This window comes from Rhizobacter koreensis (genome assembly GCF_013366375.1).
Classification (GTDB): Bacteria; Pseudomonadota; Gammaproteobacteria; order Burkholderiales; family Burkholderiaceae_C; genus Schlegelella_A; species Schlegelella_A koreensis.
In genome coordinates this window covers 112,299-134,115 of sequence record NZ_JABWMJ010000009.1, presented here as the reverse complement: position 1 = coordinate 134,115, position 21,817 = coordinate 112,299, and the positions used below count along the sequence as shown (strand labels likewise).

The window sequence follows — 21,817 nt, the reverse complement described above, 5'->3', positions numbered from 1 at the left end:
CAGAATCAAGCACTTGGCGCACACGGCGCGGGTGCGGACAGGGCGCCGATGCGACTCAACTCGATCAAGCTGAGCGGCTTCAAGTCGTTCGTCGAGCCCACCCACTTCCAGCTTCCCGGCCAGCTCGTCGGCGTCGTCGGACCCAACGGCTGCGGCAAGTCCAACATCATGGACGCGGTGCGCTGGGTCCTCGGCGAGAGCAAGGCGAGCGAGCTGCGCGGCGAGTCGATGCAGGACGTGATCTTCAACGGCTCGGATCTGCGCAAGCCCGCCGGCCGCGCCAGCGTCGAGCTCGTCTTCAACAACGAGTCGGGCCGTGCCGGCGGGCAGTGGAACCGCTTCGGCGAGATCGCGGTCAAGCGCGTGCTGACGCGCGACGGGACCAGCAGCTACTACATCAACAACCAGCCGGTGCGGCGGCGCGACGTGCAGGACGTGTTCCTCGGCACCGGCCTGGGGCCACGCGCCTACGCGATCATCGGCCAGGGCACCATTTCTCGGATCATCGAGAGCCGCCCCGAGGAGCTGCGCCTCTTCCTCGAAGAGGCCGCGGGCGTCTCGAAGTACAAGGACCGGCGCCGCGAGACCGAGGTTCGCCTCAAGGACACGCGCGAGAACCTGACGCGCGTCGAGGACATCCTGCGCGAGCTGAACCAGAACCTCGTCAAGCTCGAACGCCAGGCCGAGGTCGCGGGGCGCTACCGCACGCTGCAGCAGCAGGCGCAGCTGAAGACGCACCAGCTGTGGTTCCTCAGGCATCGCGACGCCGCCGCCGAGGAGGCACGGGTCAGGCAGGCGGTCATCGAGGCCACGACCGCGCTCGATGCGCGCAGCGCCCAGTTGCGCGACGCCGAAGCCGGGCTCGAGCAGGTGCGCGAGGAGCACTTCGCGGCGAACGAGCAACTGCACGCCGCCCAGGGGACGCTGGGCGAAGCGGCGCTCGAGGTGAGCCGGCTGCAGGAGCGCATCCGCTACGTGGCCGAAGGCCGGCGGCGCGTCGAGGAGCGGCGTGCCGAGCTTGCCGCGCAGAGCGCGCGCTGGGCGGCGCGTCGCGACGACGCGCTCGCCGAACGGGCGAGCACCGCCGAGCGGCAGTCCGGCGCCAGCGACGACGCGGCGCAGGCAGCCGTCGAGGTCGAGACCCACGGCAAGGCGTTGCGCGACCTCGATGCCGAAGTGCGCGAGGCGCGCTCGCGCAGCCAGACGCAGCGCAGCGTCGTTGCGGGCGTGCAGCAGCAGCTGTCGCTGCTCGGCGCCGAGGCCCGCAACATCAACGAGCAGCGTGGCGTCGCCCTCGCGCGGCGCGGTCGCCTCGCCGCCGAGGAGAAGGGCCTGGCCGCACCCGACGCCGAGCTGATCGACAAGCTGCGCGCGCAGCTCGCCGGCGCCGAGGAGGCGCGGGCCGCGTCCGACGCCAGGCTTGCGGACGCGAGCGCCGCGCTGCCCGCGCTCGACGAGGCGCGCCGTGCCAGCCAGGCCGAGCTGAACGCCGAAAGCGCCAAGCACGCCCAGCTCGCCGCCCGCCTGCAGGCGCTGCGGGCGCTGCAGGAGCGCGTGCAGGTCGAGGGCAAGCTCAAGCCGTGGCTCGCCAGGCACAAGCTGAACGGCGTCGCCGCGCTCTGGACGCGCATCCGCATCGAGGCCGGCTGGGAGACCGCGCTCGAAGCGGCGCTGCGTGAACGCGTCGGTGCGCTCGAGGTGAGCCAGCTCGGCAGTGTCGCCGCGTTCGCGTCCGACGCCCCGCCGGCGCGCCTCGCGTTCTACACGCCGGCAAGCGCCGCGGCACCGCGCGCGTCCGGTGCGCTGCCGCGCCTCGCGCAGCTGCTGCAGCCGGGCGACCCCGGCCTCGACGCCCTGCTCGCCGACTGGCTGAGCGGCGTCTACACCGCGCCCGACTTCGCGACCGCGCTCGACGCGCGGGCCAGCCTGGGCGCCGGCGAGGTGATCATGACTCGCGACGGCCACGCGGTCGGTGCGCACTCGGTGAGCTTCTACGCGCCCGACTCCGAGCAGGCGGGCCTCTTGGCGCGGGCGCAGGAGATCGCCAACCTCGACCGCCAGACGCGGGCCCAGCAGCTGATCGCCGACGAGGCCAAGGGCGCGGTCGGGCGGGCCGAGGCGGCGGTCGCCGAAGCCACCACCCAGCTCGGCGTGCTGCGCCAGCAGGCGCACGCCGCGCAGGCACGCGCCCACGCGCTGCAGGTCGAGTGGTTGCAGACCACGCAACGCGCCGAGCAGACCGAGCGACGCCGTCATCAGCTCGCCGACGAGCTCGGCGCCATCGACACCCAATTGGGCGAGCTCGACCAGCGCCTCGCCGGCAACGCAGAACGGGTCGCCGCGCTGCAGGGCGAGCTGGCGGCGGTGCAGCAGCGCCAGGTCGAGCTCGACCGCGCGGTCACCGAGCGCGAGCAGGCGCTCGCCGCCGCGCGCGACACCTTGCGCGCCGCCGAGCGCCGGGCTCAGGAGGCGCAGTTCAGCGGTCGTTCGCTGGCCGCGCGGCTGGCGGAGCTCGAGCGCTCGATCGAGACCGCGAACCAGCAGCTCGCCGCCAACGAGAGCGCCGACGCAGGTCTCGCCGACGAGCTCGCCAGCCTGACCGACGCGGACGCTCAGGAGCAGCTGCACGCGGCGCTCGAACGCAAGGCCGCCTGCGAAGCCGCACTCGCGGCGCAGCGCCGCACCTACGACGAGCTCGCACAGGCGCTGCGCCGCGCCGACGAGCGCCGGATGGGCATCGAGCAGGGCGTGCAGCCACTGCGCGACCGCATCACCAAGCTGCAGCTCGAAGAGCAGGCGGCGCAGCTCGGCGCCGCGCAGTACCTCGAGCAGCTCACCAGCGCGGACGCCGACCTCGACGCGGTGGCGGCGTCGATCGAGACCGACAGCGTGAAGCTCACGGGTCTGCAGACGCAGATCGATCGACTGAACCGCGAGATCGAGGCGCTCGGCGCGGTCAACCTCGCGGCACTCGACGAGCTCACCGCATCGCGCGAGCGCAAGACCTTCCTCGACGCGCAGAACGCCGACCTCACGGAGGCGATGAACACGCTCGAGGCGGCGATCCGGCAGATCGACCTCGAGACGCGCGAGCTGCTCGGCACCACCTTCGAGCAGGTCAACGCGCACTTCGGCCGCATGTTTCCGACGCTGTTCGGCGGCGGCAACGCCAGGCTCGTGATGACCGGCGACGAGATCCTCGACGCCGGCGTGCAGGTGATGGCGCAGCCACCCGGCAAGAAGAACAGCTCGATCCAGCTGCTCTCGGGGGGCGAGAAGGCGCTCACCGCGATCGCGCTGGTGTTCGCGATCTTCCAGCTCAACCCGGCGCCGTTCTGTCTGCTCGACGAGGTCGACGCGCCGCTCGACGACGCCAATACCGAGCGCTACGCCAAGCTGGTGAAGGAGATGTCGGCGAGCACGCAGTTCCTCTTCATCAGCCACAACAAGATCGCGATGGAGATGGCCCAGCAGCTGATCGGCGTGACGATGCAGGAGCAGGGCGTCTCGCGCATTGTCAGCGTCGACATGCCGGCGGCGATGCGCCTCGCGGAAGCGGCATGAGGCCGCCGGGGGCGGTCGTTGCGAGGACCTCCCGGCGCGCCGATTGCCGGCGCGCGGCGGCGCGAGCGTGAGTCGGCTTTGACGGACCCTGCCTGAATGGAACACCTGAACCTGAGCAACCTGCAGATCGCACTGGCGTCGCTGGGCGTCGTCGTGCTGATCGCGATCGTCGCCCACGGCGCCTGGTCGGCGCGCCGCGCCGGGCCCAAGCGCGCGCTGCCGCCTGACACGCGCGAGGACCCGGCGTTCGCGTCGACCACGGGCGATGCCGCAGCCGGCGCGGGCGCGACCCCGGGTCGCATCGAGCCGGCGATCGGCCCCGACGCGCCCATCGCCGAGGAGGCCACGCTGGCGCGTCCCGGGCCGCGTCGCAACGTGCTCCCGCTCGACGCGCTGATCGACGCGTTCGCGGTGATCGCAGTCGACGCGCCGGTGACCGGCGAACTCGCCGCAAGCCACCTGCCCGCGACCCGGCACGTCGGCAGCAAGCCGTTCCAGATCGAAGGCCACAACGTCGCCACCGGTGCATGGGAGCCGCCGACGCCGGGGCAGCGCTACGGCGAGCTCCAGGCCGGCATCCAGCTCGCGAGCCGCAGCGGCGCGCTCAACGAGATCGAGTACTCCGAGTTCGTGCACCGCATCCAGGCGTACGCCGAGGCGATCGGCGCGAGCGCCGACTTCCCCGACATGCTCGACGTGATGGCACGCGCGCGCGAGCTCGACGCGTTCGCGAGCCAGCACGACGCGCAGCTCGCGGTGCATCTGCGCGCGCGCTCGTCGGCGTGGAGCCCCGGCTACATCCAGCAGCACGCACGCCGCCACGGCTTCATGCCGGGCTCGGTGCCGGGGCGGCTGGTCTATCCCGGCGCGGAAGAAGGCGACCCGCCCGTGCTGACGCTGACCTTCGACCCGCAGGCCGCGCTCGCCGAGGAGCCCGACCTCAGCGCGGTGCGCGACGCCACGCTCAGCTTCGACGTGCCGCAGACGCCGGCGTCGGCCGAGCCGTTCGTCGCTTGGCAGGCGACCGCGCAGGCGCTCGCGGTCGGCATGGACGCCGCCATCGTCGACGACAGCGAGCGGCCGTTGACGCCCGAAGGCTTCGCCGCGATCCAGCGCGCGCTCGGCCAGCTCTACGCCGCGCTCGAGGCACGCGACCTCGCAGCCGGCTCGCCGGCGGCGCGCCGGCTGTTCAGCTGATGCGGTCGGTGCCACGCGTCCACGCGGCCGCGTTCGCGGCCTGAGCGCCGTGGCGGCCTCGACGTCGCGCTCGGCCCCCGAAGGCAAGCTGGCCGCTGTCGGCGCAGCCCCGGGTGAGGGAGCGCCGTCTCCGATCGACGCCGATCGTGCCAGCGACGCGGCGCCGGCAGCGGGTGCCGGGCGCGAGCGCGCCGCTGTGTCGGCTGGCGATGCCCTCGACCTCGACGGCACCATCGCTGCGCGCGCCGCCGAGCTGCGCCGGCTGATCGAGTACCACGCCGAGCGCTACTACGTCCGCGATGCGCCCGAGATCCCCGACGCCGACTACGACGCGCTGTTCCAGGAACTGCAGGCGATCGAGGGGGCGCATCCCGAGCTGGCGACGGCCGACTCGCCGACCCAGCGCGTCATCGGCGCGGTGCTCGAGGGCCTCGAGCCGGTGCGGCACAGCGTGCCGATGCTGTCGATCAACACCGAGACCGACACCACCGCCAGCGGCGCCGAGAAGTTCGACGCCCGCGTGCGCAAGGCGCTCGGCCTCGGCGAGGCCGACCCGCCGGTCGCCTACTGCGCCGAGCTGAAGTTCGACGGCCTCGCGATCAACCTGCGCTACGAGCGCGGCGAACTGGTTCGGGCCGCCACGCGCGGCGACGGCGAGACCGGCGAGGACGTGACGCACACGGTGCGCACGATCGCCTCGGTGCCCAAGCGCCTCAAGGGTGTCGACGCGGCGGTGCTCGAGGTCCGCGGCGAGGTCTTCATGCGCCTCGACGACTTCGCTGCGCTCAACGAGCGGCAGAGGAAGCTCATCGAAAGCGGCGCTAAGAACGAGAAGGTGTTCGTCAACCCGCGCAACGCCGCCGCCGGCGTGGTGCGCCAGCTCGACGCGCGCAACGCCGCCAGGCGCCCGCTCAGCTTCTTCGCGTACGGGCTCGGGGCAGTCGAAGGCTGGGACGTACCGGCCACGCAGAACGGCGTGCTCGACGCGTTCGACGCGATCGGGCTGCCGGCCAGCCCGCTCCACGAGCGCGTGCTCGGCGCCGCAGGCCTGGTCGCGTTCCACGAGGCCATCGCCGCACGCCGCGCATCGCTGCCGTACGAGATCGACGGCGTCGTCTACAAGGTCGACGACCGTGCGCTGCAGGAGCGCCTCGGCTTCAAGTCGCGCGAGCCGCGCTGGGCGGTGGCGCAGAAGTACCCGGCGCAGGAGCGCACCACGCGCCTCAACGACATCGGCATCCAGGTCGGCCGCACCGGCAAGCTCACGCCGGTCGCCAAGCTCGAGCCGGTGTTCGTCGGCGGCACGACGGTGTCGAACGCGACGCTGCACAACCTCTTCGAGGTGCGTCGCAAGGGCGTTCGCGTCGGCGACGACGTGATCGTGCGGCGCGCCGGCGACGTCATTCCCGAGGTGGTCGGCCGCGTGTCGAAGCCGCGCCCGGGGTACGTGCCGAACTTCCGCATGCCGGGCGCGTGCCCCGTGTGCGCGAGCGCGGTCGTGCGCGAGAAGGGCGGCGTCGACCATCGCTGCACCGGCGGCCTCTTCTGTCCGGCACAGCGCAAGTTCGCGATCCTCCACTTCGCCGGCCGGCGCGCGCTCGACATCGAAGGGCTCGGCGAGAAGATCGTCGACCAGCTCGTCGACACCGGCCTGGTGAAGTCGCTCCCCGATCTCTACGCGCTGAGCAGCCAGACGCTGCAGTCGCTCGAGCGCATGGGCGAGAAGAGCGCCGACAACCTGGTCGCCAACATCGCGGCGAGCCGCAAGACGACGCTCGCGCGCTTCCTCTACGGGCTCGGCATCCGCCACGTGGGCGAGACCACGGCCAAGGACCTGGCGCGCCACTTCGGCAACCTCGAGCGCCTGCGTCGCGCCGATTTGCCGCAGCTGCTCGACGTGCCGGACGTCGGGCCGATCGTCGCCGAGAGCGTGCACGCGTTCTTCGCCGAAGAACACAACCAGGCGGTGATCGACGGGCTGCTCGGCGCCGGCTTCGAGTGGCCCGAGAGCGAAGGCGCCGCCGAAGCGGTGCCGCTCGCGTTCGCCGGCAAGACCTTCGTGCTGACCGGCACGCTGCCCACGCTGACCCGCGAAGCGGCCAAGGAGATGATCGAGTCGCTCGGCGGCAAGGTCGCCGGCTCGGTGTCGAAGAAGACCGACTGGGTGGTGGCCGGGGCCGAGGCGGGCTCGAAGCTCGACAAGGCGCAGGCGCTCGGCGTCGCGGTGATCGACGAGGCGGGGTTGCTGGCGTTGCTGGGCCGGAGCGCCGACTGAGCCCTGGCGCTCGCCGGGCGTCGGCTCCGATCAGCTCCGCGACACCGGGATGACGAGGCTGCCGTGCAGGTACAGCAGCCAGAAGATGGCCGAGAGGATGTAGGGCGCGAGCATGGTCACCATGATCACCCCCTTCCAGATGCGGTGACCGCCGGGTCGCGGGAAGTCATGTTTGTTGAAGGCGGCTTCCTGATAGAAGGCGACCAGCTGCGAGATGCGCCACTCGGCCGCCGTGAAGAGCACGGCGAGCACGAGACCGGCGGCCCCCAGCAGGAACTGGTGACGGGCTGAGCCCGGCGCCCACAGGAACGCCGACCCCGCTGCCGAGAACGGGAAGGCGAGCAGGCCGCCGGTGACGGCCGAGAAGACCGTGAACATGGCGAATCGCATGTTGCCGTAGTGGCGCGCGACCTCGGTCGAGTCCTTGCACGCAGGTCTTGCATCGTCGCGGGGGGCGAGCACGGGCGCTGGCCGGCGGCCCTCGGTCGCATCTGCCGAGCCGTTCTGCTCGTGTTCCACGTCAGCGGAGGATTGCATGGCGCAGCACGCCGAGCAGCGCTTCCGAGCCCTCGGTCATGAGGGCGTGTCCCGCATCGATCGTCTGCGGCGCGACGCGCAAGGCTTCGGCGACGGCCCTGGCGCTGCGGGGCGGCGTCATCTGGTCGCGAGCGCCGATCACGATCGTGGCCGGGCACTCGATCCGCTCCGCGGCGGCAAGACCGCCGGCGTAGGCGTTGCAGGCGCGGAAGTCGGTGAGGAACAGGTTGCTCGAGGGGTCCTTCGCCTGCATGCGGTGCATCAGCGCCGCGTTGCCGCCGTGCAGCCATGAACCGGGGCCCGGGTGCGACGGCTTGGCCGCATGCGTGGAGTGCGACCACGCATTGACGCTGGCAATGGCGGCGGGGGGATCGTTCGCGGCCATCTCGAGCAGCATCGGCGAAACCGTCATCGGCACCGCAGTGGCGATCATCACCAGGTGGCGCGCGCGCTGCGGTGCGCGCGCAGCGGCTTCGAGCGCGATCAGCGATCCCATGCTGTGACCGACGAGGCTGGCGCGGCTCGCACCCACCGCGTCGAGCACGCCGAGCAGCCAGTCGGCCATCGCCTCGACGCTCTCGAGCGCCGGGCCGTGGCTGCGGCCGTGGCCGGGCAGGTCGACCGCGAGCACGCCGTGGCCGTGGTGCGCGAACCAGCGCGCCAGAAGGGTCCACACGCTGTGGTCGTTGAGCGCGCCGTGAATGAACGCGACGGTCGGCAGGTCGGCATCGAACGGCTTGCCGCCGGTGTAGGCGTAAGCGGTGCGCCCGTCGGGCAGTGCGATGTCCATGCCGGGTGCCGCCTCAGCCGCCGGCGCGCTGCGCCACTTTCAGCGCCCGCTTCAGGTCGTCGATGAGATCGTCGGCGTCCTCGAGGCCGATCGAGAGGCGGATCGTGCCGGCGCCGATGCCGGCCTGCGCGAGCGCCGCGTCGTCCATGCGAAAGTGCGTGGTCGACGCCGGGTGGATCACCAGCGAGCGGCAGTCGCCGACGTTGGCCAGGTGCGAGAAGATCTGCAGCGCGTCGACGAAGGCGGCGCCCTGCGCACGTGAGCCGGCGAGGTCGAAGCTGAACACCGACCCGCAGCCGCGCGGCAGCAGGCGTCGGGCGAGCGCTTGATCGGGGTGGCTCTCCAGCTCGGGGTAGCCGACGCGCGCGACCATCGGGTGGCTCGCGAGGAAGCCGACCACCTTGCGCGTGTTCTCGACGTGGCGCGCCATGCGCAGCGGCAGCGTCTCGATGCCCTGCAGGATCAGCCACGCGGTGTGCGGGCTCATGCTGGCGCCGAAATCGCGCAGGCCTTCGCGGCGCGCGCGCAGCAGGAACGCGCCAACCGTGTTCTCCTCGCTGAACACCATGCCGTGAAAGCCTTCGTACGGCCGCGTCAGCTCGGTGAAGCGCCCGAAGCGCGCGGTTGCGTCGTCCCAGTCGAAGCGACCGGAGTCGACCAGCACGCCGCCGATCACGGTGCCGTGGCCGGACAGGAACTTGGTCGCCGAGTGGTAGACGAGGTCGGCGCCGTGCTCGAATGGCTTCATCAGCCAGGGCGTGGTGAACGTCGAGTCCACCAGCAGGGGCAGGCCGTTCTCGTGCGCCAGGTCCGAGATTGCCGGGATGTCGAGCACGTCGAGCCCGGGGTTGCCGAGCGTCTCGCCGAACAGCAGGCGCGTCTCGGGGCGGATCGCGGCGCGCCAGGCGTCGAGGTCGCCCGGCTTGACGAACGTCGTCCCGATGCCGAAGCGGCGCAGCGTGTAGTGCAGCAGGTTGTGCGAGCCGCCGTAGAGCGCGCTCGACGCGACGATGTGCGAGCCGGCGCCCGCGAGCGTCACGATCGCGAGGTGCAGCGCGGCCTGGCCGCTCGCGGTGGCGATCGCGCCGACGCCGCCTTCGAGCGCCGCGACGCGCTCCTCGAGCACCGCATTGGTGGGGTTCGAGATCCGGCTGTAGACGTGGCCGGAGCGTTCCATGTCGAACAGCGCGGCGGCGTGCTCGCTGCTCTCGAACACGAACGAGGTGCTGAGGTGGATCGGCACCGCGCGCGCCCCGGTGGCAGGGTCGGGCGCCGCGCCGGCGTGCAGCGCGAGGGTGTCGAAGCCTGGAGTCGAGTGGCCGGCCATGCTGCCTCGGTTCGCGGCGGGTGTTGCGCGCCGGCATTGTGGGCTATATTGAATCGCAGCCACCCCGAGGAGAGCCCCATGAAAGTCAGCGACATCCTGCGCGTCAAGGGGGGAACGCTGTTCACCGTGTCTCCGGACGATTCGCTCGCAAAGGCCGTGAGCTGCATGTCGGAGCAGGACATCGGCTCCCTGGTCGTCATGCAGCGCGGCGAGCTCGTCGGCATGCTGACTTTCCGCGAAGTGATCCAGGCGGTGGTGCAGAACGGTGGTGCGCTCGGCAACTCGCTGGTGCGTCACGTGATGGACGACCACCCGCTCACCTGCACGCCCGACACCGAGATCGACGAAGTGCGCCGCATGATGCTCGGCCGTCACGCGCGCTACATGCCGGTCATGGCGCAGACCACGCTGATGGGCGTGATCTCTTTCTACGACGTCGCCAAGGCGGTGGTCGACAGCCAGGACTTCGAAAACCGCATGCTCAAGGCCTACATCCGCGACTGGCCGGTCGAAGGCCGCGACGAGCGCCCGGCGGCCAACTAGCGTCGGACGGCCGCTTAGAATCCCGCTCCCGATCGACCGTGCCGACACCGCCTGCGGGCGGTGTTTTCATTGGCGCACGGCCGGCGCTTCCCGATCGCCTCGCGGCGTCGCCCACCCATGTCCGGCAGCACCTTCGGCCTTCTGTTCCGCGTCACCAACTTCGGCGAGAGCCACGGTCCCGCGATCGGCTGCGTGGTCGACGGCTGCCCGCCGGGCATGGCGCTCTCGGAAGCCGACATCCAGCCCGACCTCGACCGGCGCCGGCCGGGAACCTCGCGCCACGTCACCCAGCGCAGCGAGGCCGACCAGGTCGAGATCCTGTCGGGCGTCTACGAGGGCCGCACCACCGGAACGCCGATCGCGCTGCTGATCCGCAACACCGATCAGCGCAGCCGCGACTACGGCAACATCCTCGACACCTTCCGCCCCGGCCACGCCGACTACACGTACCACCACAAGTACGGGCTGCGCGACCCTCGTGGCGGCGGGCGCTCGTCGGCACGCCTCACCGCGCCGACCGTGGCCGCCGGCGCGATCGCGAAGAAGTGGCTGCGCGAGCGCCACGGCACCACCTTCGCCGGGCACCTGAGCCAGCTCGGCGAGATCGTGGTGCCGTTCGAGTCGCAAGAGCACGTCCCGAACAACCCGTTCTTCGCCGCCAACGCGACCGACATTCCGCGCCTCGAGGCCTACATGGACCAGCTGCGGCGCGAGGGCGACAGCTGCGGCGCGCGCATCGACGTGATCGCGCGCGGCGTTCCGGTCGGCCTCGGGGAGCCGCTCTACGACAAGCTCGACGCCGATATTGCCTACGCCATGATGGGCGTCAACGCCGTCAAGGGCGTCGAGATCGGCGCCGGGTTCGCGGCGGTTGCCGAGCGTGGCTCGGTGCACGGCGACGAGCTCACGCCGGAAGGGTTCGCCGCCAATCGTTCGGGCGGCGTGCTCGGCGGCATCTCGACGGGGCAGGACATCACGGTCTCGCTCGCGATCAAGCCGACCAGCTCGATCCGCACGCCGCGCCGCTCGGTCGACCGCGCCGGTGCGCCGACGACGGTCGAGACCTTCGGCCGTCACGACCCGTGTGTCGGCATCCGCGCAACCCCGATTGCGGAGGCGCTGCTCGCGTTGGTCCTGATGGACCACGCGCTGCGCCAGCGTGCGCAGTGCGGCGACGTCAGCCTGCCGGTCGGACCGATCCCGGCGCAGGCGCCGCCGAGCGCTTGAGGGCGGTGCGGGCGCAGGGCGCGCCGGCCCGCACAACGACGGCCTCGTTCGAGATCTCGCGCCGCTCGGGGGGCCACGGCCAGGCGCCGAACAAGCCTGCTCGCGGCACGGCCATGCGGCCGGAGCCGGTGCCGCGATAGGATTTGCACAAAGGTATGACCGCGTTGGATGCCGCACCTGCTCCCCGCCCGCCCGCGCCCGTGACGCCGGCCCCGCGGCGCTCCGCCGTCGCCCGGCGTCGGCGCGCGCTGGCGCAGGGTCTGCCGCCGGGCGACGCCGCGCAGCGCGTGCTGCGCCAGTTCCGCGTCGTCTTCAACGCCGTCAAGACGCACTTCCGCCAGGTGGAGAAGCAGGTCGGTCTCGGCGGCGCGCAGGTCTGGGCGCTCAGCATCATCCAGGCCACTCCGGATGCCGGGGTGCGCGCGCTCGCCGCGGCGATGAACATCCACCAGTCGACCGCGAGCAACCTGGTGCGCTCGCTCGCCGAGCGCGAGCTGATCAGCGTCGCGCGCGACCCGACGGATCGCCGCGCGGTGCGCCTGCACCTGCTGCCGGCGGGCGCCGAGCTGCTCGAGCGCAGCCCCGCGCCGTTCGCCGGCGTGCTCCCGGATGCGCTTGCCGCGCTGGACGCGCGGACCTTGCAGCGCATCGAGCACGACCTCGAGAAGCTCATCGCCGTCCTGCAGGTCGACGCCGACGCGGCCCGGACACCGCTCGCGGAGCTGTGATGCGCTGCGACGCCGCCATGCCGCGGCGCGGGCACGTGCCCATCGACGAACAGCCAGGGCCGACGCGCGGCCGGTCTGCAGCCCGCGGGCAGGGCCGGTCGTGAGCCCGGCGGACGACGCCAGCCATCCGCGCCTCGTCGGCGACGTCGGCGGCACCCACGCGCGGTTCGGCTGGATCGAGGCGCCGGGCGCCGCGATCACGAACGTGCGCGTCTACCTCTGCCGCGAGCACGCCGGGCTCGACGCGGCGATCGAGCGCTATCTCGCCGAGGCCGCGCTGGAGCGGCCGCGCGCGGCCGCGATCGGCGTCGCGACGCCGGTTGCGGGCGACGTCGTGTCGTTCACGAACCTCGCCTGGTCGTTCTCGATCGCCGCGATCCGCGAGCGCTTCGATCTCGGCGAGCTCGTCGTGCTGAACGACTTCGCCGCGGTCGCGCTCGCGATTCCGGGGCTCGGCGCCGACGCGCACCGCGGCGTGGGAGGCGGCACCGCGGTCGAGCACGGCACGCTCGCGGTGCTCGGACCCGGCACCGGGCTCGGCGTCGGCGGCGCGGTCCATTCCGGCGCGGGCTGGGTGCCGATCGTCGGAGAGGGCGGGCACGCGACGCTCGCGGCCGACGACGCCATTGACGAGCGCCTGCTGGCGCTGCTGCGCGAGGAGCTCGGCCACGTATCGGCCGAACGGGTGCTGTCGGGCCAGGGTCTCGTCAACCTTCATCGCGCACACGCTCTCCTCGACGGTGAGAAGAGCGAGTTGCTGGGTGCACCCGAGATCGTCGACCGCGCGATCGCCGGCAGCGATGCGCGCTGCGTGCGCACCGTCGAACGCTTCTTCGGCTTTCTCGGCAGCTTCGCCGGCAATCTCGCACTCACGCTCGGCGCGAGCGGCGGCGTCTACATCGCCGGCGGCATCGTGCCGCGTTTCGGCGACCGCATCGACGCCTCGCCTTTCCGCGCGCGCTTCGAGAACAAGGGGCGCTTCAGGGCGTACCTGTCGGCGATCCCGACACGCGTCATCGCCGCGCCGGCCGACGCCGCACTGCGCGGTGCGAACCAGGCGCTCGACGACGCGCTGGCGCGACGGGTCGGCAGAGGCGCGGCGTAGCGGCATGCGCCGCGACTCAGCCGTGGCGTCGAGCGTTCCTCGGCCTTGGATGGGCCGTCAGGCCGCGGCGGCTGACGCGCCCAGCAGTCGCACCATCCGCTCGAGCATGTGCGCGACCTCGTCCGTGTTTTCGACGTAAAAGCGGGCGAGCGAGGGCCGGTCGTCGCGGCCGACCCTGACCGTGAGCCAGTCGGCGCCGGCAACGGCGAACACCGGCTCGTCGTTGACGTCGTCGCCGATGAAGACCGCCCGGCTCGCGCCCGAGCGCTCGACCAGCCGGGCCACCGCGACGCCCTTGTCGGGCGCACCGGCGCCGACCACGTTCATCACCAGCTTGCCCGGATAGGCCTCGAGGCCGCCCGGCAGGTCGGCGACGACGCCCGCGACCTGGGCGGCCGCGGCGGCGTGGTCGGGGGCGAGCCGGTAGTGCAGGGCGAGCGAGTAACCCTTGTCCTCGACGCTCACGCCGACGGCGCCGAGCACGTCGGCCTGCGCCAGCAGCCGCTCGCGCATGGCGTCCAGCGCGGCCGGCGGCGCGCCGCCGGCGAGCGGGTCCTCGGCGCCGTGGTTGCCGACCACGTACGGCGGCACGAACGGCAGGCGCTTCATGAGGTCGTCGACGGCGCGGCCGCTGACGATCGCGACCGGAAGCTCGGCGGCGAGGCGCGCCAGGCTCTCTGCGATGCCGTGGGCGAGCCGCGCGTCGTCGGGTCGCGCGACGATCGGCGCCAGCGTGCCGTCGAAGTCGAACGCGAGCAGCGGACGCGCCGCCATCACCGTGGCGAGCGCGGCTTCTCCCTCGGGACTGAACAGGTGCCGCACGTCAGGCGAGCTGGTGGCGCTGCACGCGCTCGTCGATGCGCTGGCGCAGGCGCGAGCGACCGGCGTCGGCGAGCATGTGACCGGCCCAGCGGAACACGTTGTTCTCGCGAACCGTCATGCGCAGGCTGGCGATGCGCTCGCGCTGCTCGGCGGGCGGCATGATCGCCGCGCGGTGCAGCGCGTCGGCGGTCTCCTCGACGTGGTACGGGTTGACGATCAGCGCCTCGGTCATCTCGCGGGCCGCGCCGGCGAAGCGGCTCAGCACCAGCACGCCCTGCTCGTCGTCGCGTACCGACACGAATTCCTTGCAGACGAGGTTCATGCCATCGTGCAGGCTGGTGACCACGCAGACGTCGGCCGCGCGGTACATCTCGGTGAGCGCGTCGTGGTCGTGGTGCTGCGCGAACAGCAGGATCGGCTTGTAGCCCGGCCGGCCGAAGCGCTCGTTGACGCGCTCGGTGGTGCGCGCGATGCGTTGCTGGAACAGCTGGTATTCCTCGAGCAGGTCGCGCGTCGGCGCGGCGATCTGCACCAGCACGAAGCGCCCGATCCACTCGGGATGCTTCTCGAGCAGACGCTCGACCGCGTGCAGGCGCTCGAGGATGCCCTTGGTGTAGTCGAAGCGGTCGACGCCGACCGCGAGCACCGTGTCGGCCGCGAGGCCGAGCCGATCGAACACGCGGCGCCGGCACTCGGGCGCCGGCGCCCAGCTCGCGCGCTCGGCGTCCGACGGCCACTCGATCGAGATGGGGTAGCTCTCGACCAGCGTCTCGTCGTCGTTGAACGTGATCATCGAGTGCTCGTGCTCGATGCGTGCCTCGAGGAAGCGGTCGACCGTCTCGATGAAGTTCTTGCAGTGGTAGCGGGTGTGGAAGCCGAGGATGGTGCTGCCCAGCATGCCCTCGAGGATTTCCTTCCGCCACGGGCAGATGCTGAACGACTCGGGGTTCGGCCAGGGGATGTGCCAGAAGGTGAGGATGGTCGCGCGCGGCAGCCTGGCGCGCACCATCGCCGGCAGCAGCGCGAAGTGGTAGTCCTGCACCAGCACCACCGGGTCCTCGCTGCGCGCCTCGGCGACCACCGCGTCGGCGAAGCGCTGGTTGACGGCCTTGTACTGCTCCCAGTCCGACTCGCGGAACACCGGCCGCACGTGGGCGACGTGACAGAGCGGCCACATGCCTTCGTTGGCGAAGCCGTAGTAGTAGCCCTGTTCCTCTTCGGCGCTCAGCCAGATGCGGCGCAGCGTGTATTCCGCGTGGCCCGGCGGCACGCCGACGCGGTCGTTCGCGTCGACCACGTCGCGGTCGGCGCTGCCGCTGCCGTGCGCGATCCAGGTTCCCGAGCAGGCGCGCATCACCGGCTCGACGGCGGCGACGAGGCCGCTCGCCGGCCGCTTGACGACGATCCCGTCGTCGGTCTTCGCGTGGATGTAGGGCTCGCGATTCGACACCACGATCACCTGCTCGCCGCGCAGCTGCGTGCGCAGCAGTCCGCGCAGGCGGTCCGGGTCCCAGCCGGTCTGCGGCCCGAGGGCACGCCGGTACTCGTCTTCGAGGTCGCGCAGCCGCGCCTTCAGCTCCTCGGCGATGGGCTCGACCTCGGGCGATACATCGGACGCCCGCAGCAGCCCTTCGCCACGCAGCATGCCGCGCACACCGGCGATCCAGCCGCGCCAGCTGAGCTGCGCGACCACCATCGTGATCATCGCGATCGCCAGGCCGAGCGCCGCGATGAACAGCGTGAGGTAGCGCCGCGTGTCCTGACTGCGCCGGTCGATGAAGCTCATGTCGTGCAGCAGCACGAGGTTGGCCACGTGCATCGAGTCGCTGTCGACCGGATGCACGCCGATGTGCACCTGGCCGCCGGCGATCGTGAGGCGCGGGTCGGCCTGCGAGGCGGCGCTCGCCGCCTGCTGGCAGGTGAGGCTGGTCGGGAAATGCGCGGTGCGCCGCACCAGGTCGCCCTCGAGCGTGCACAGGCCCACCGCGAACAGGCGCTCGTCCTGTACCGCGCGGTCGAACAGCGCCTGCAGGCGCTGCTCCTTCGAGTCCTTCAGCGCGTCGGCGATCGAGTCGGACAGGGCGTTGGTGACGAGGGCGCCGCGCGCGTTCAGGTCGCGCGCGAACCAGCGCAGCGTGAGCGCATCCATCAGCGGCTGCGCCGCGTAGGCGGCGATGACGAGCGTCAGCAGCAGCGGGGCGAGAAAACGGAACTGGAGGGTGAGAAATCGCATTCGGGAGGCGTGAGGCGGGCGTACAAGAGCAAGTCGTGTACCGGCGCCGGAGGACGGCGGCGCATGCAACGCGCCTGCCTGGGGATCGCCCTCATTGTATATTTGTGCAAATACTCACATTGGTCGCACCCATGACCGGTTCCGACGCGTTCCTCGACGTTCCGTCCCCTTGCCACTCGATGGTGCGTCCGTGAGCACGCACCCCGCCGAAGCCTCCGCCACGAGCCCCCGCGCTGCCTCGCTCGACCTCGCGCTCATCGGCAACTGCGCGATCAGCGCGCTCGTCGACCGGGCCGGCGCCATCGTCTGGAGCTGCATGCCGCGCTTCGACGGCGACCCCGTGTTCCACGCGCTGCTCGATTCCGCGAATGGTCTGCCCAAGGAGGGCAGCCTGCTCGTCGAGCTCGAAGGGCTCGAGCGCGTGGAGCAGCACTACGAGCATGGCACCGCGATCCTCAAGACGCGCCTGCTCGACGCTGCCGGCAACGGCGTCGAGATCACCGACCTCGCGCCGCGCTTCTTCAACCGCGACCGCATCTTCCGCCCGGCGCAGCTGGTGCGGCGGATCCGCCCCCTGGCGGGGCATTGCCGCATCCGCATCCACGTCAACCCGCGTGGCGAATGGGGAAGCGTGGTGCCGACCATCACGCGCGGCAGCAATCACCTGCGCTACGTGCTGCCGAGCGGCACCCTGCGCCTCACCACCAACGCGCCGCCGACCTACGTTGCCGACGGCACCTGGTTCTCGCTGCACGAGCCGGTGAGCCTGCTGTTCGGCCCCGACGAGACGCTCTCCGGCGGCATCGAGGAGACCGCGCGCGAGTTCGAGGAGCAGACCTCGCTCTACTGGCGCCAGTGGACGCGCCGCCTCGCGCTGCCGCTCGAGTGGCAGGAGGCGGTGATCCGCGCGGCGATCACCTTGAAGCTCTGCCAGTTCGAGGAAACCGGCGCGATCGTCGCGGCGATGACGACCAGCATCCCCGAGGCGGCCAACAGCGGGCGCAACTGGGACTACCGCTTCTGCTGGCTGCGCGACGCGTTCTTCGTGGTGCGCGCGCTCAACAGCCTGTCTGAAGTCGGCACGATGGAGGACTACCTGCGCTGGCTCTACGACGTCGTGCGCGGCGCCGACAACGGCCACGTGCAGCCGCTCTACGGCATCGGCCTCGAGCGCCAGCTCTCCGAATCGTTCGTCCCGCACCTCGCGGGCTATCGCGGCATGGGGCCGGTGCGCGTCGGCAACCAGGCCCACGAGCACTTCCAGCACGACGTCTACGGCAACATCGTCCTCGGCGCCGCACAGGCCTTCCACGACCATCGCCTGTTCCGGCGTGCCGACGCCGGCGACTTCGCCGCGCTGGAGGAAGTGGGCGAGCAGGCCTGGCTGCTGCACGACAAGCCCGATGCCGGCATGTGGGAGCTGCGCACGCGGGCGCGCGTCCACACGTCGTCGTCGCTGATGTGCTGGGCCGCCTGCGACCGGCTCGCCAAGATCGGGACCGTGCTCGGCCGACCCGACCGCGAGGCGTTCTGGCGCGAGCGCGCCGACGTCATCAAGGCCAAGATCGTCGAGCAGGCCTGGAGCGAGAAGCGTCAGTCGTTCGTCGAAAGCTTCGGCGGCAGCGACCTCGACGCCAGCGTGCTGCTGATGGCGGAGGTCGGGTTCCTGCCGGCGCACGACAGCCGCTTCGTGCGCACCGTCGAGGCGCTCGAGCAGTCGCTTTGCGACGGCCCGTTCATGCGGCGCTACGAAGCGGAAGACGACTTCGGCCGGCCCGAGACGGCGTTCAACGTCTGCTCGTTCTGGCGCGTCGACGCGCTCGCCCGCATCGGCCAGCACGCGCGCGCCCGCGAGCTGTTCGAGGCGCTGCTCGCGCGCCGCAACCACGTCGGCCTGCTCTCGGAGGACATGAGCGCCACCACCGGCGAGCTGTGGGGCAACTTCCCGCAGACCTACTCGATGGTCGGCATCGTCAACGGCGCGGTGCGGCTGTCGGCGCGCTGGGACGACGCGGTGTGATCCGGCGGGCGACGCTGCGAAGACAGCGTCGCTCGTGCACCACTACTCGTAGCTCGCCACCGGAGGGCACGCGCACGACAGGTTGCGGTCGCCCCAGGCGTTGTCGATGCGGCCGACCGGCGACCAGTACTTCTGCGCACGCAGGCTGGCGAGCGGGTAGGCGGCCTCTTCGCGCGAATAGACGTGCGGCCAGTCGGCGGCGAGCAGCGCCTCGGCGGTGTGCGGCGCATTCTTGAGGGGGTTGTCGTCGCGCGGCCATTGACCTGACTCGACCTTGGCGATCTCCGCGCGGATGGCGATCATCGCGTCGCAGAAGCGGTCGAGCTCGGCGCGCGACTCGCTTTCGGTCGGCTCGACCATCAGCGTGCCGGGCACCGGAAAGCTCAGCGTCGGGGCATGGAAGCCGTAGTCGATCAGGCGCTTGGCCACGTCCTCGGCGGTGATGCCCTGCTGGCCGCCGGTCGCGTCCTTCAGCGGACGCAGGTCGAGGATGCATTCGTGGGCGACCCCGCCGCCCTTGATGCCCTCCACGTTGCCGCTGAAGTGCAGCTCGTAATGGTCGGCCAGGCGCGCCGCGATGTAGTTGGCCGAGAGGATCGCCGTCTCGGTCGCTGCGGCGAGGCCTTCGCTGCCCATCATCCGCATGTACATCCAGCTGATCGGCAGCACGGCGGCATTGCCGAGCGGTGCCGCCGACACCGCGCCCACGGCCGGCTCGGCGCCGCCGACGCCGCCCGCGCGATGCCCGGGCAGGTAGGGCACCAGGTCGTCGACGACGCAGACCGGGCCGACGCCCGGACCGCCGCCGCCGTGCGGGATGCAGAACGTCTTGTGCAGGTTGAGGTGGCTGACGTCGCCGCCGAACTCCCCCGGCGCGGCGATGCCGACGAGCGCGTTCATGTTCGCGCCGTCGACGTAGACCCGGCCGCCGTGCTCGTGGACGATCGCGCACAGCTCCTTGACGCGGCGCTCGAACACGCCGTAGGTCGACGGGTAGGTGATCATCACCGCCGCGAGGTCGGACGCGTGCGCCTCGCACTGCCGGCGCAGGTCGGCGAGGTCGACGTTGCCGTCGGCGTCGCACTTCGTCACGACGACCTTCATGCCGACCATCTGCGCGCTCGCCGGGTTGGTGCCGTGCGCCGACTCGGGGATCAGGCAGACGTTGCGGTGCGCCTCGCCGCGCGCCGCGTGCCACGCCCTGATCGCGAGCAGCCCGGCGTACTCGCCCTGCGAGCCGGCGTTCGGCTGCAGGCTCACGCCCGCATAGCCGGTCGCCTGGCTGAGCCACGCCTCGAGCTGCGACGCCAGCGCGGCATAGCCGGCGCGCTGCTCGGCCGGCGCGAACGGATGGATGTTCGCGAATTCGGGCCACGTGATTGGGATCATCTCGCTCGTCGCGTTCAGCTTCATCGTGCACGAGCCGAGCGGGATCATCGTGCGGTCGAGCGCAAGGTCCTTGTCGGCGAGGCCGCGCAGGTAGCGCAGCATCTCGGTTTCGGAGTGGTACCGGTTGAACACCGGATGGCCGAGGAACGGCGTCGTGCGCGCCAGTTCGGGCGGGATCAGCGACGCGACGCCGCGCTCGAACTCGGCGAACTCGGGCAGCGCCTGGCCCTCGGACGCGAACACGCGCCAGAGCGCGACGACGTCGTCGCGCGTGGTCGTCTCGTCGAGCGCGATGCCCAGCATCGTGTCGCCCCACTCGGGATAACGGCGCAGGTTGATGCCGGCGTCGAGCGCGCGCGCAGCGATCGCCGCCGTTGCCTCGCCGCTGTCGACCGTGAGCGTGTCGAATGCGGCGGGGTTGCGCGCGCGCCAGCCGAGCCGGCCGAGCCCTTCGGCCAGGATCGCGGTGTACGCGGCCACGCGCCGCGCGATCCGCGTCAGCCCTGCAGGCCCGTGGTAGACCGCGTACATGCTGGCGACCACCGCCGGCAGCACCTGCGCGGTGCAGATGTTCGAGGTCGCCTTTTCGCGCCGGATGTGCTGCTCGCGTGTTTGCAGGGCAAGCCGATACGCAATCTTGCCGGCGTTGTCGATGCTCACGCCCACCAGGCGCCCCGGCAGCGAGCGCTTGAAGGCGTCGCGCACCGCCAGGTAACCCGCGTGCGGGCCGCCGTTGCACATCGGCATGCCGAAGCGCTGGGTGGTGCCGCAGGCGATGTCGGCGCCGAACTCGCCGGGCGGCGTGATCAGCGTCAGCGCGAGCAGGTCGGCGGCGACGATCAGCGCCGCGCCGTGCGAGTGGATGGTCGGCGCGTCGGCGCGCAGGTCGTGCAGTGCGCCGTTGGTCGCCGGGTATTGCGCGAGCGCCGCAAAGTAGTCGCCGCCGGCGATGAGGCTCGCCCATGACTCGGCCGAGTCGGCGATCGCGACCGTCAGGCCGAGCGGCGCGGCGCGCGTGCGCAGCACCTCGAGGGTCTGCGGGTGGCAGTCGCCGGCGACCACGATGGTCTGGCTCGCGCTCTTGACGCTGCGCCGCGCGAGCGTCATCGCCTCCGCAGCCGCGGTCGCCTCGTCGAGCATCGACGCGCCGGCGACGTCGAGCCCGGTGAGGTCGCAGATCATGGTCTGAAAGTTGAGCAGCGCTTCCAGCCGACCCTGCGAGATCTCGGCCTGGTACGGCGTGTACGCCGTGTACCAGGCGGGGTTCTCGAGCACGTTGCGCAGGATCACCGGCGGCGTGATGGTGCCGTGATAGCCCTGGCCGATGTGGCTGCGCACGACCCGGTTCTGCGCCGCGATCGTGCGCAGCTCGGCGAGGGCCGCCGCTTCGCCGACGGCAGGCGCCAGCCGCATCGGCGCCGCGCGCGCGATGCTCGACGGCACCACCGCATCGATCAGCGCGCGACGCGACGTCGCGCCGATGACCGACAGCATGTGGCGCTCGGCGGCTTCGTCGATGCCAATGTGGCGGGCGACGAACTCGGACGGGTTCTCGAGTTCGGCGAGCGGCTGGAGGGCTGACATCAGCATGCGAGGGACCGGTTGAAGCGGGCGGGAACGCGGCCGCGGCCGCGAACGAGCGGCCGGGCGCACGGGGCGAAAACGCGAACGCGTCAGGCGCTCTTCACGAGCTCGTCGTAGGCCCCCTGATCGAGCAGGTCGGCGACCTCGGCGTCGTTGCTCGCGCGCACGCGGAAGAACCAGCCTTCGCCCTGCGGGTCGCTGTTGGCGAGCGACGGGTCGCCCTGCAGCTTGGCGTTGACGGCGACGACCTCGCCGCTCACCGGCATGTAGAGGTCGGCGGCGGCCTTGACCGACTCGACGACGCCGGCGACGTCGCCGCGCTTGAACGTCGTGCCGACGCTCGGCAGGTCGACGAACACGACGTCGCCGAGCGCGTCCTGCGCGTGGTTGGTGATGCCGACCGTGGCCTGGGCCGGGTCGGTCATGTCGATCCATTCGTGTTCGGGGGTGTAGAGGACAGTCATGGAGGCTCCTGG

General features: G+C 71.6%; 15 protein-coding genes. 8 read left to right on the top strand and 7 right to left on the bottom strand.

All coding sequences use genetic code 11. From position 1 onward, the window contains the following. The first annotated feature begins 48 nt into the window (after positions 1–48). The 3 genes from smc to ligA all read left to right on the top strand — a co-directional run bounded on the left by smc (position 49) and on the right by ligA (position 7,036). Complete coding sequence (gene smc / locus HQN59_RS18590; protein WP_176070619.1) at positions 49–3,564, top strand: chromosome segregation protein SMC; 3,516 nt, start codon at positions 49–51, stop codon at positions 3,562–3,564. Between the two features lie 96 nt (positions 3,565–3,660). Next, positions 3,661–4,761: a cell division protein FtsZ gene (locus tag HQN59_RS18585; RefSeq protein WP_246295015.1), complete on the top strand. Its 1,101-nt coding sequence runs from the start codon at positions 3,661–3,663 to the stop codon at positions 4,759–4,761. Positions 4,762–4,957: 196 nt separating this feature from the next. Next, complete coding sequence (gene ligA, locus HQN59_RS18580) at positions 4,958–7,036, top strand: NAD-dependent DNA ligase LigA (protein ID WP_176070729.1); 2,079 nt, start codon at positions 4,958–4,960, stop codon at positions 7,034–7,036. Positions 7,037–7,066: 30 nt separating this feature from the next. Here ligA and HQN59_RS18575 read toward each other — a convergent pair whose 3' ends face one another. From HQN59_RS18575 to HQN59_RS18565, 3 genes are read right to left on the bottom strand one after another with little or no spacing between them, the layout of a single operon-like run. Next, positions 7,067–7,573 carry a hypothetical protein gene (locus tag HQN59_RS18575; protein WP_217704209.1) on the bottom strand — a complete coding sequence of 169 codons (507 nt, stop codon included), beginning with the start codon at positions 7,571–7,573 and terminating at the stop codon, positions 7,067–7,069. Continuing rightward, positions 7,557–8,363, bottom strand: coding sequence for an alpha/beta fold hydrolase (locus HQN59_RS18570; RefSeq protein ID WP_176070618.1), 807 nt, complete (start codon positions 8,361–8,363; stop codon positions 7,557–7,559). The genes HQN59_RS18575 and HQN59_RS18570 overlap by 17 nt, the downstream gene beginning before the upstream one ends. Positions 8,364–8,376: 13 nt before the next feature. Beyond that, a complete protein-coding gene (locus HQN59_RS18565) occupies positions 8,377–9,690 on the bottom strand; it encodes an O-acetylhomoserine aminocarboxypropyltransferase (RefSeq protein WP_176070617.1) in 1,314 nt (437 codons plus the stop codon). A 78-nt stretch (positions 9,691–9,768) separates the two neighbouring features. On the opposite strand from HQN59_RS18565, the gene HQN59_RS18560 reads away from it, so the two are divergent. The 4 genes from HQN59_RS18560 (at position 9,769) to glk (ending at position 13,293) form a co-directional block, all read left to right on the top strand. Then, positions 9,769–10,233 carry a CBS domain-containing protein gene (locus HQN59_RS18560; protein ID WP_176070616.1) on the top strand — a complete coding sequence of 155 codons (465 nt, stop codon included), beginning with the start codon at positions 9,769–9,771 and terminating at the stop codon, positions 10,231–10,233. A 117-nt stretch (positions 10,234–10,350) separates the two neighbouring features. Further along, on the top strand, positions 10,351–11,460 hold the full coding sequence (gene aroC / locus HQN59_RS18555) for a chorismate synthase (RefSeq protein WP_176070615.1): 1,110 nt from the start codon (positions 10,351–10,353) through the stop codon (positions 11,458–11,460). 200 nt (positions 11,461–11,660) lie between these two features. Further along, positions 11,661–12,188, top strand: a complete 528-nt coding sequence (locus tag HQN59_RS18550; protein WP_342451247.1) for a MarR family winged helix-turn-helix transcriptional regulator — start codon at positions 11,661–11,663, stop codon at positions 12,186–12,188. Between the two features lie 100 nt (positions 12,189–12,288). After that, the gene (gene glk / locus HQN59_RS18545) at positions 12,289–13,293 is read left to right on the top strand and encodes a glucokinase (protein WP_342451246.1); all 1,005 of its coding nucleotides are present in this window, start codon (positions 12,289–12,291) and stop codon (positions 13,291–13,293) included. Positions 13,294–13,350: 57 nt separating this feature from the next. On the opposite strand, the gene otsB is transcribed toward glk, so the two are convergent. Together otsB and HQN59_RS18535 are read right to left on the bottom strand one after the other, a co-directional pair. Continuing rightward, complete coding sequence (gene otsB / locus HQN59_RS18540) at positions 13,351–14,115, bottom strand: trehalose-phosphatase (RefSeq protein WP_342451245.1); 765 nt, start codon at positions 14,113–14,115, stop codon at positions 13,351–13,353. Between the two features lies 1 nt (position 14,116). Next, complete coding sequence (locus HQN59_RS18535) at positions 14,117–16,348, bottom strand: alpha,alpha-trehalose-phosphate synthase (UDP-forming) (protein ID WP_176070612.1); 2,232 nt, start codon at positions 16,346–16,348, stop codon at positions 14,117–14,119. Between the two features lie 190 nt (positions 16,349–16,538). Here HQN59_RS18535 and HQN59_RS18530 point away from each other — a divergent pair, with 190 nt between their 5' ends. Continuing rightward, positions 16,539–18,368 carry a glycoside hydrolase family 15 protein gene (locus HQN59_RS18530; RefSeq protein WP_342451244.1) on the top strand — a complete coding sequence of 610 codons (1,830 nt, stop codon included), beginning with the start codon at positions 16,539–16,541 and terminating at the stop codon, positions 18,366–18,368. Positions 18,369–18,410: 42 nt separating this feature from the next. Here the strand turns inward: HQN59_RS18530 and gcvP are convergent, their stop codons facing one another. Then, positions 18,411–21,347 (bottom strand): aminomethyl-transferring glycine dehydrogenase, encoded by a 2,937-nt coding sequence (gene gcvP / locus HQN59_RS18525; RefSeq protein WP_176070611.1) that lies wholly within the window; start codon positions 21,345–21,347, stop codon positions 18,411–18,413. A gap of 83 nt (positions 21,348–21,430) precedes the next feature. Next, entirely contained in the window at positions 21,431–21,805 is a 375-nt protein-coding gene (gene gcvH / locus HQN59_RS18520) for a glycine cleavage system protein GcvH (protein ID WP_176070610.1), read from the bottom strand. Positions 21,806–21,817: the final 12 nt, after the last annotated feature.

Bases quoted from the DNA above. Each gene is read 5' to 3' on its own strand.
- HQN59_RS18575 (WP_217704209.1), bottom strand. From the start codon at position 7,573: ATGCAATCCTCCGCTGACGTGGAACACGAGCAGAACGGCTCGGCAGAT.
- HQN59_RS18560 (WP_176070616.1), top strand. From the start codon at position 9,769: ATGAAAGTCAGCGACATCCTGCGCGTCAAGGGGGGAACGCTGTTCACC.
- gcvH (WP_176070610.1), bottom strand. From the start codon at position 21,805: ATGACTGTCCTCTACACCCCCGAACACGAATGGATCGACATGACCGAC.
- aroC (WP_176070615.1), top strand. From the start codon at position 10,351: ATGTCCGGCAGCACCTTCGGCCTTCTGTTCCGCGTCACCAACTTCGGC.
- HQN59_RS18585 (WP_246295015.1), top strand. From the start codon at position 3,661: ATGGAACACCTGAACCTGAGCAACCTGCAGATCGCACTGGCGTCGCTG.
- HQN59_RS18565 (WP_176070617.1), bottom strand. From the start codon at position 9,690: ATGGCCGGCCACTCGACTCCAGGCTTCGACACCCTCGCGCTGCACGCC.
- gcvP (WP_176070611.1), bottom strand. From the start codon at position 21,347: ATGCTGATGTCAGCCCTCCAGCCGCTCGCCGAACTCGAGAACCCGTCC.
- smc (WP_176070619.1), top strand. From the start codon at position 49: ATGCGACTCAACTCGATCAAGCTGAGCGGCTTCAAGTCGTTCGTCGAG.
- HQN59_RS18570 (WP_176070618.1), bottom strand. From the start codon at position 8,363: ATGGACATCGCACTGCCCGACGGGCGCACCGCTTACGCCTACACCGGC.
- HQN59_RS18535 (WP_176070612.1), bottom strand. From the start codon at position 16,348: ATGCGATTTCTCACCCTCCAGTTCCGTTTTCTCGCCCCGCTGCTGCTG.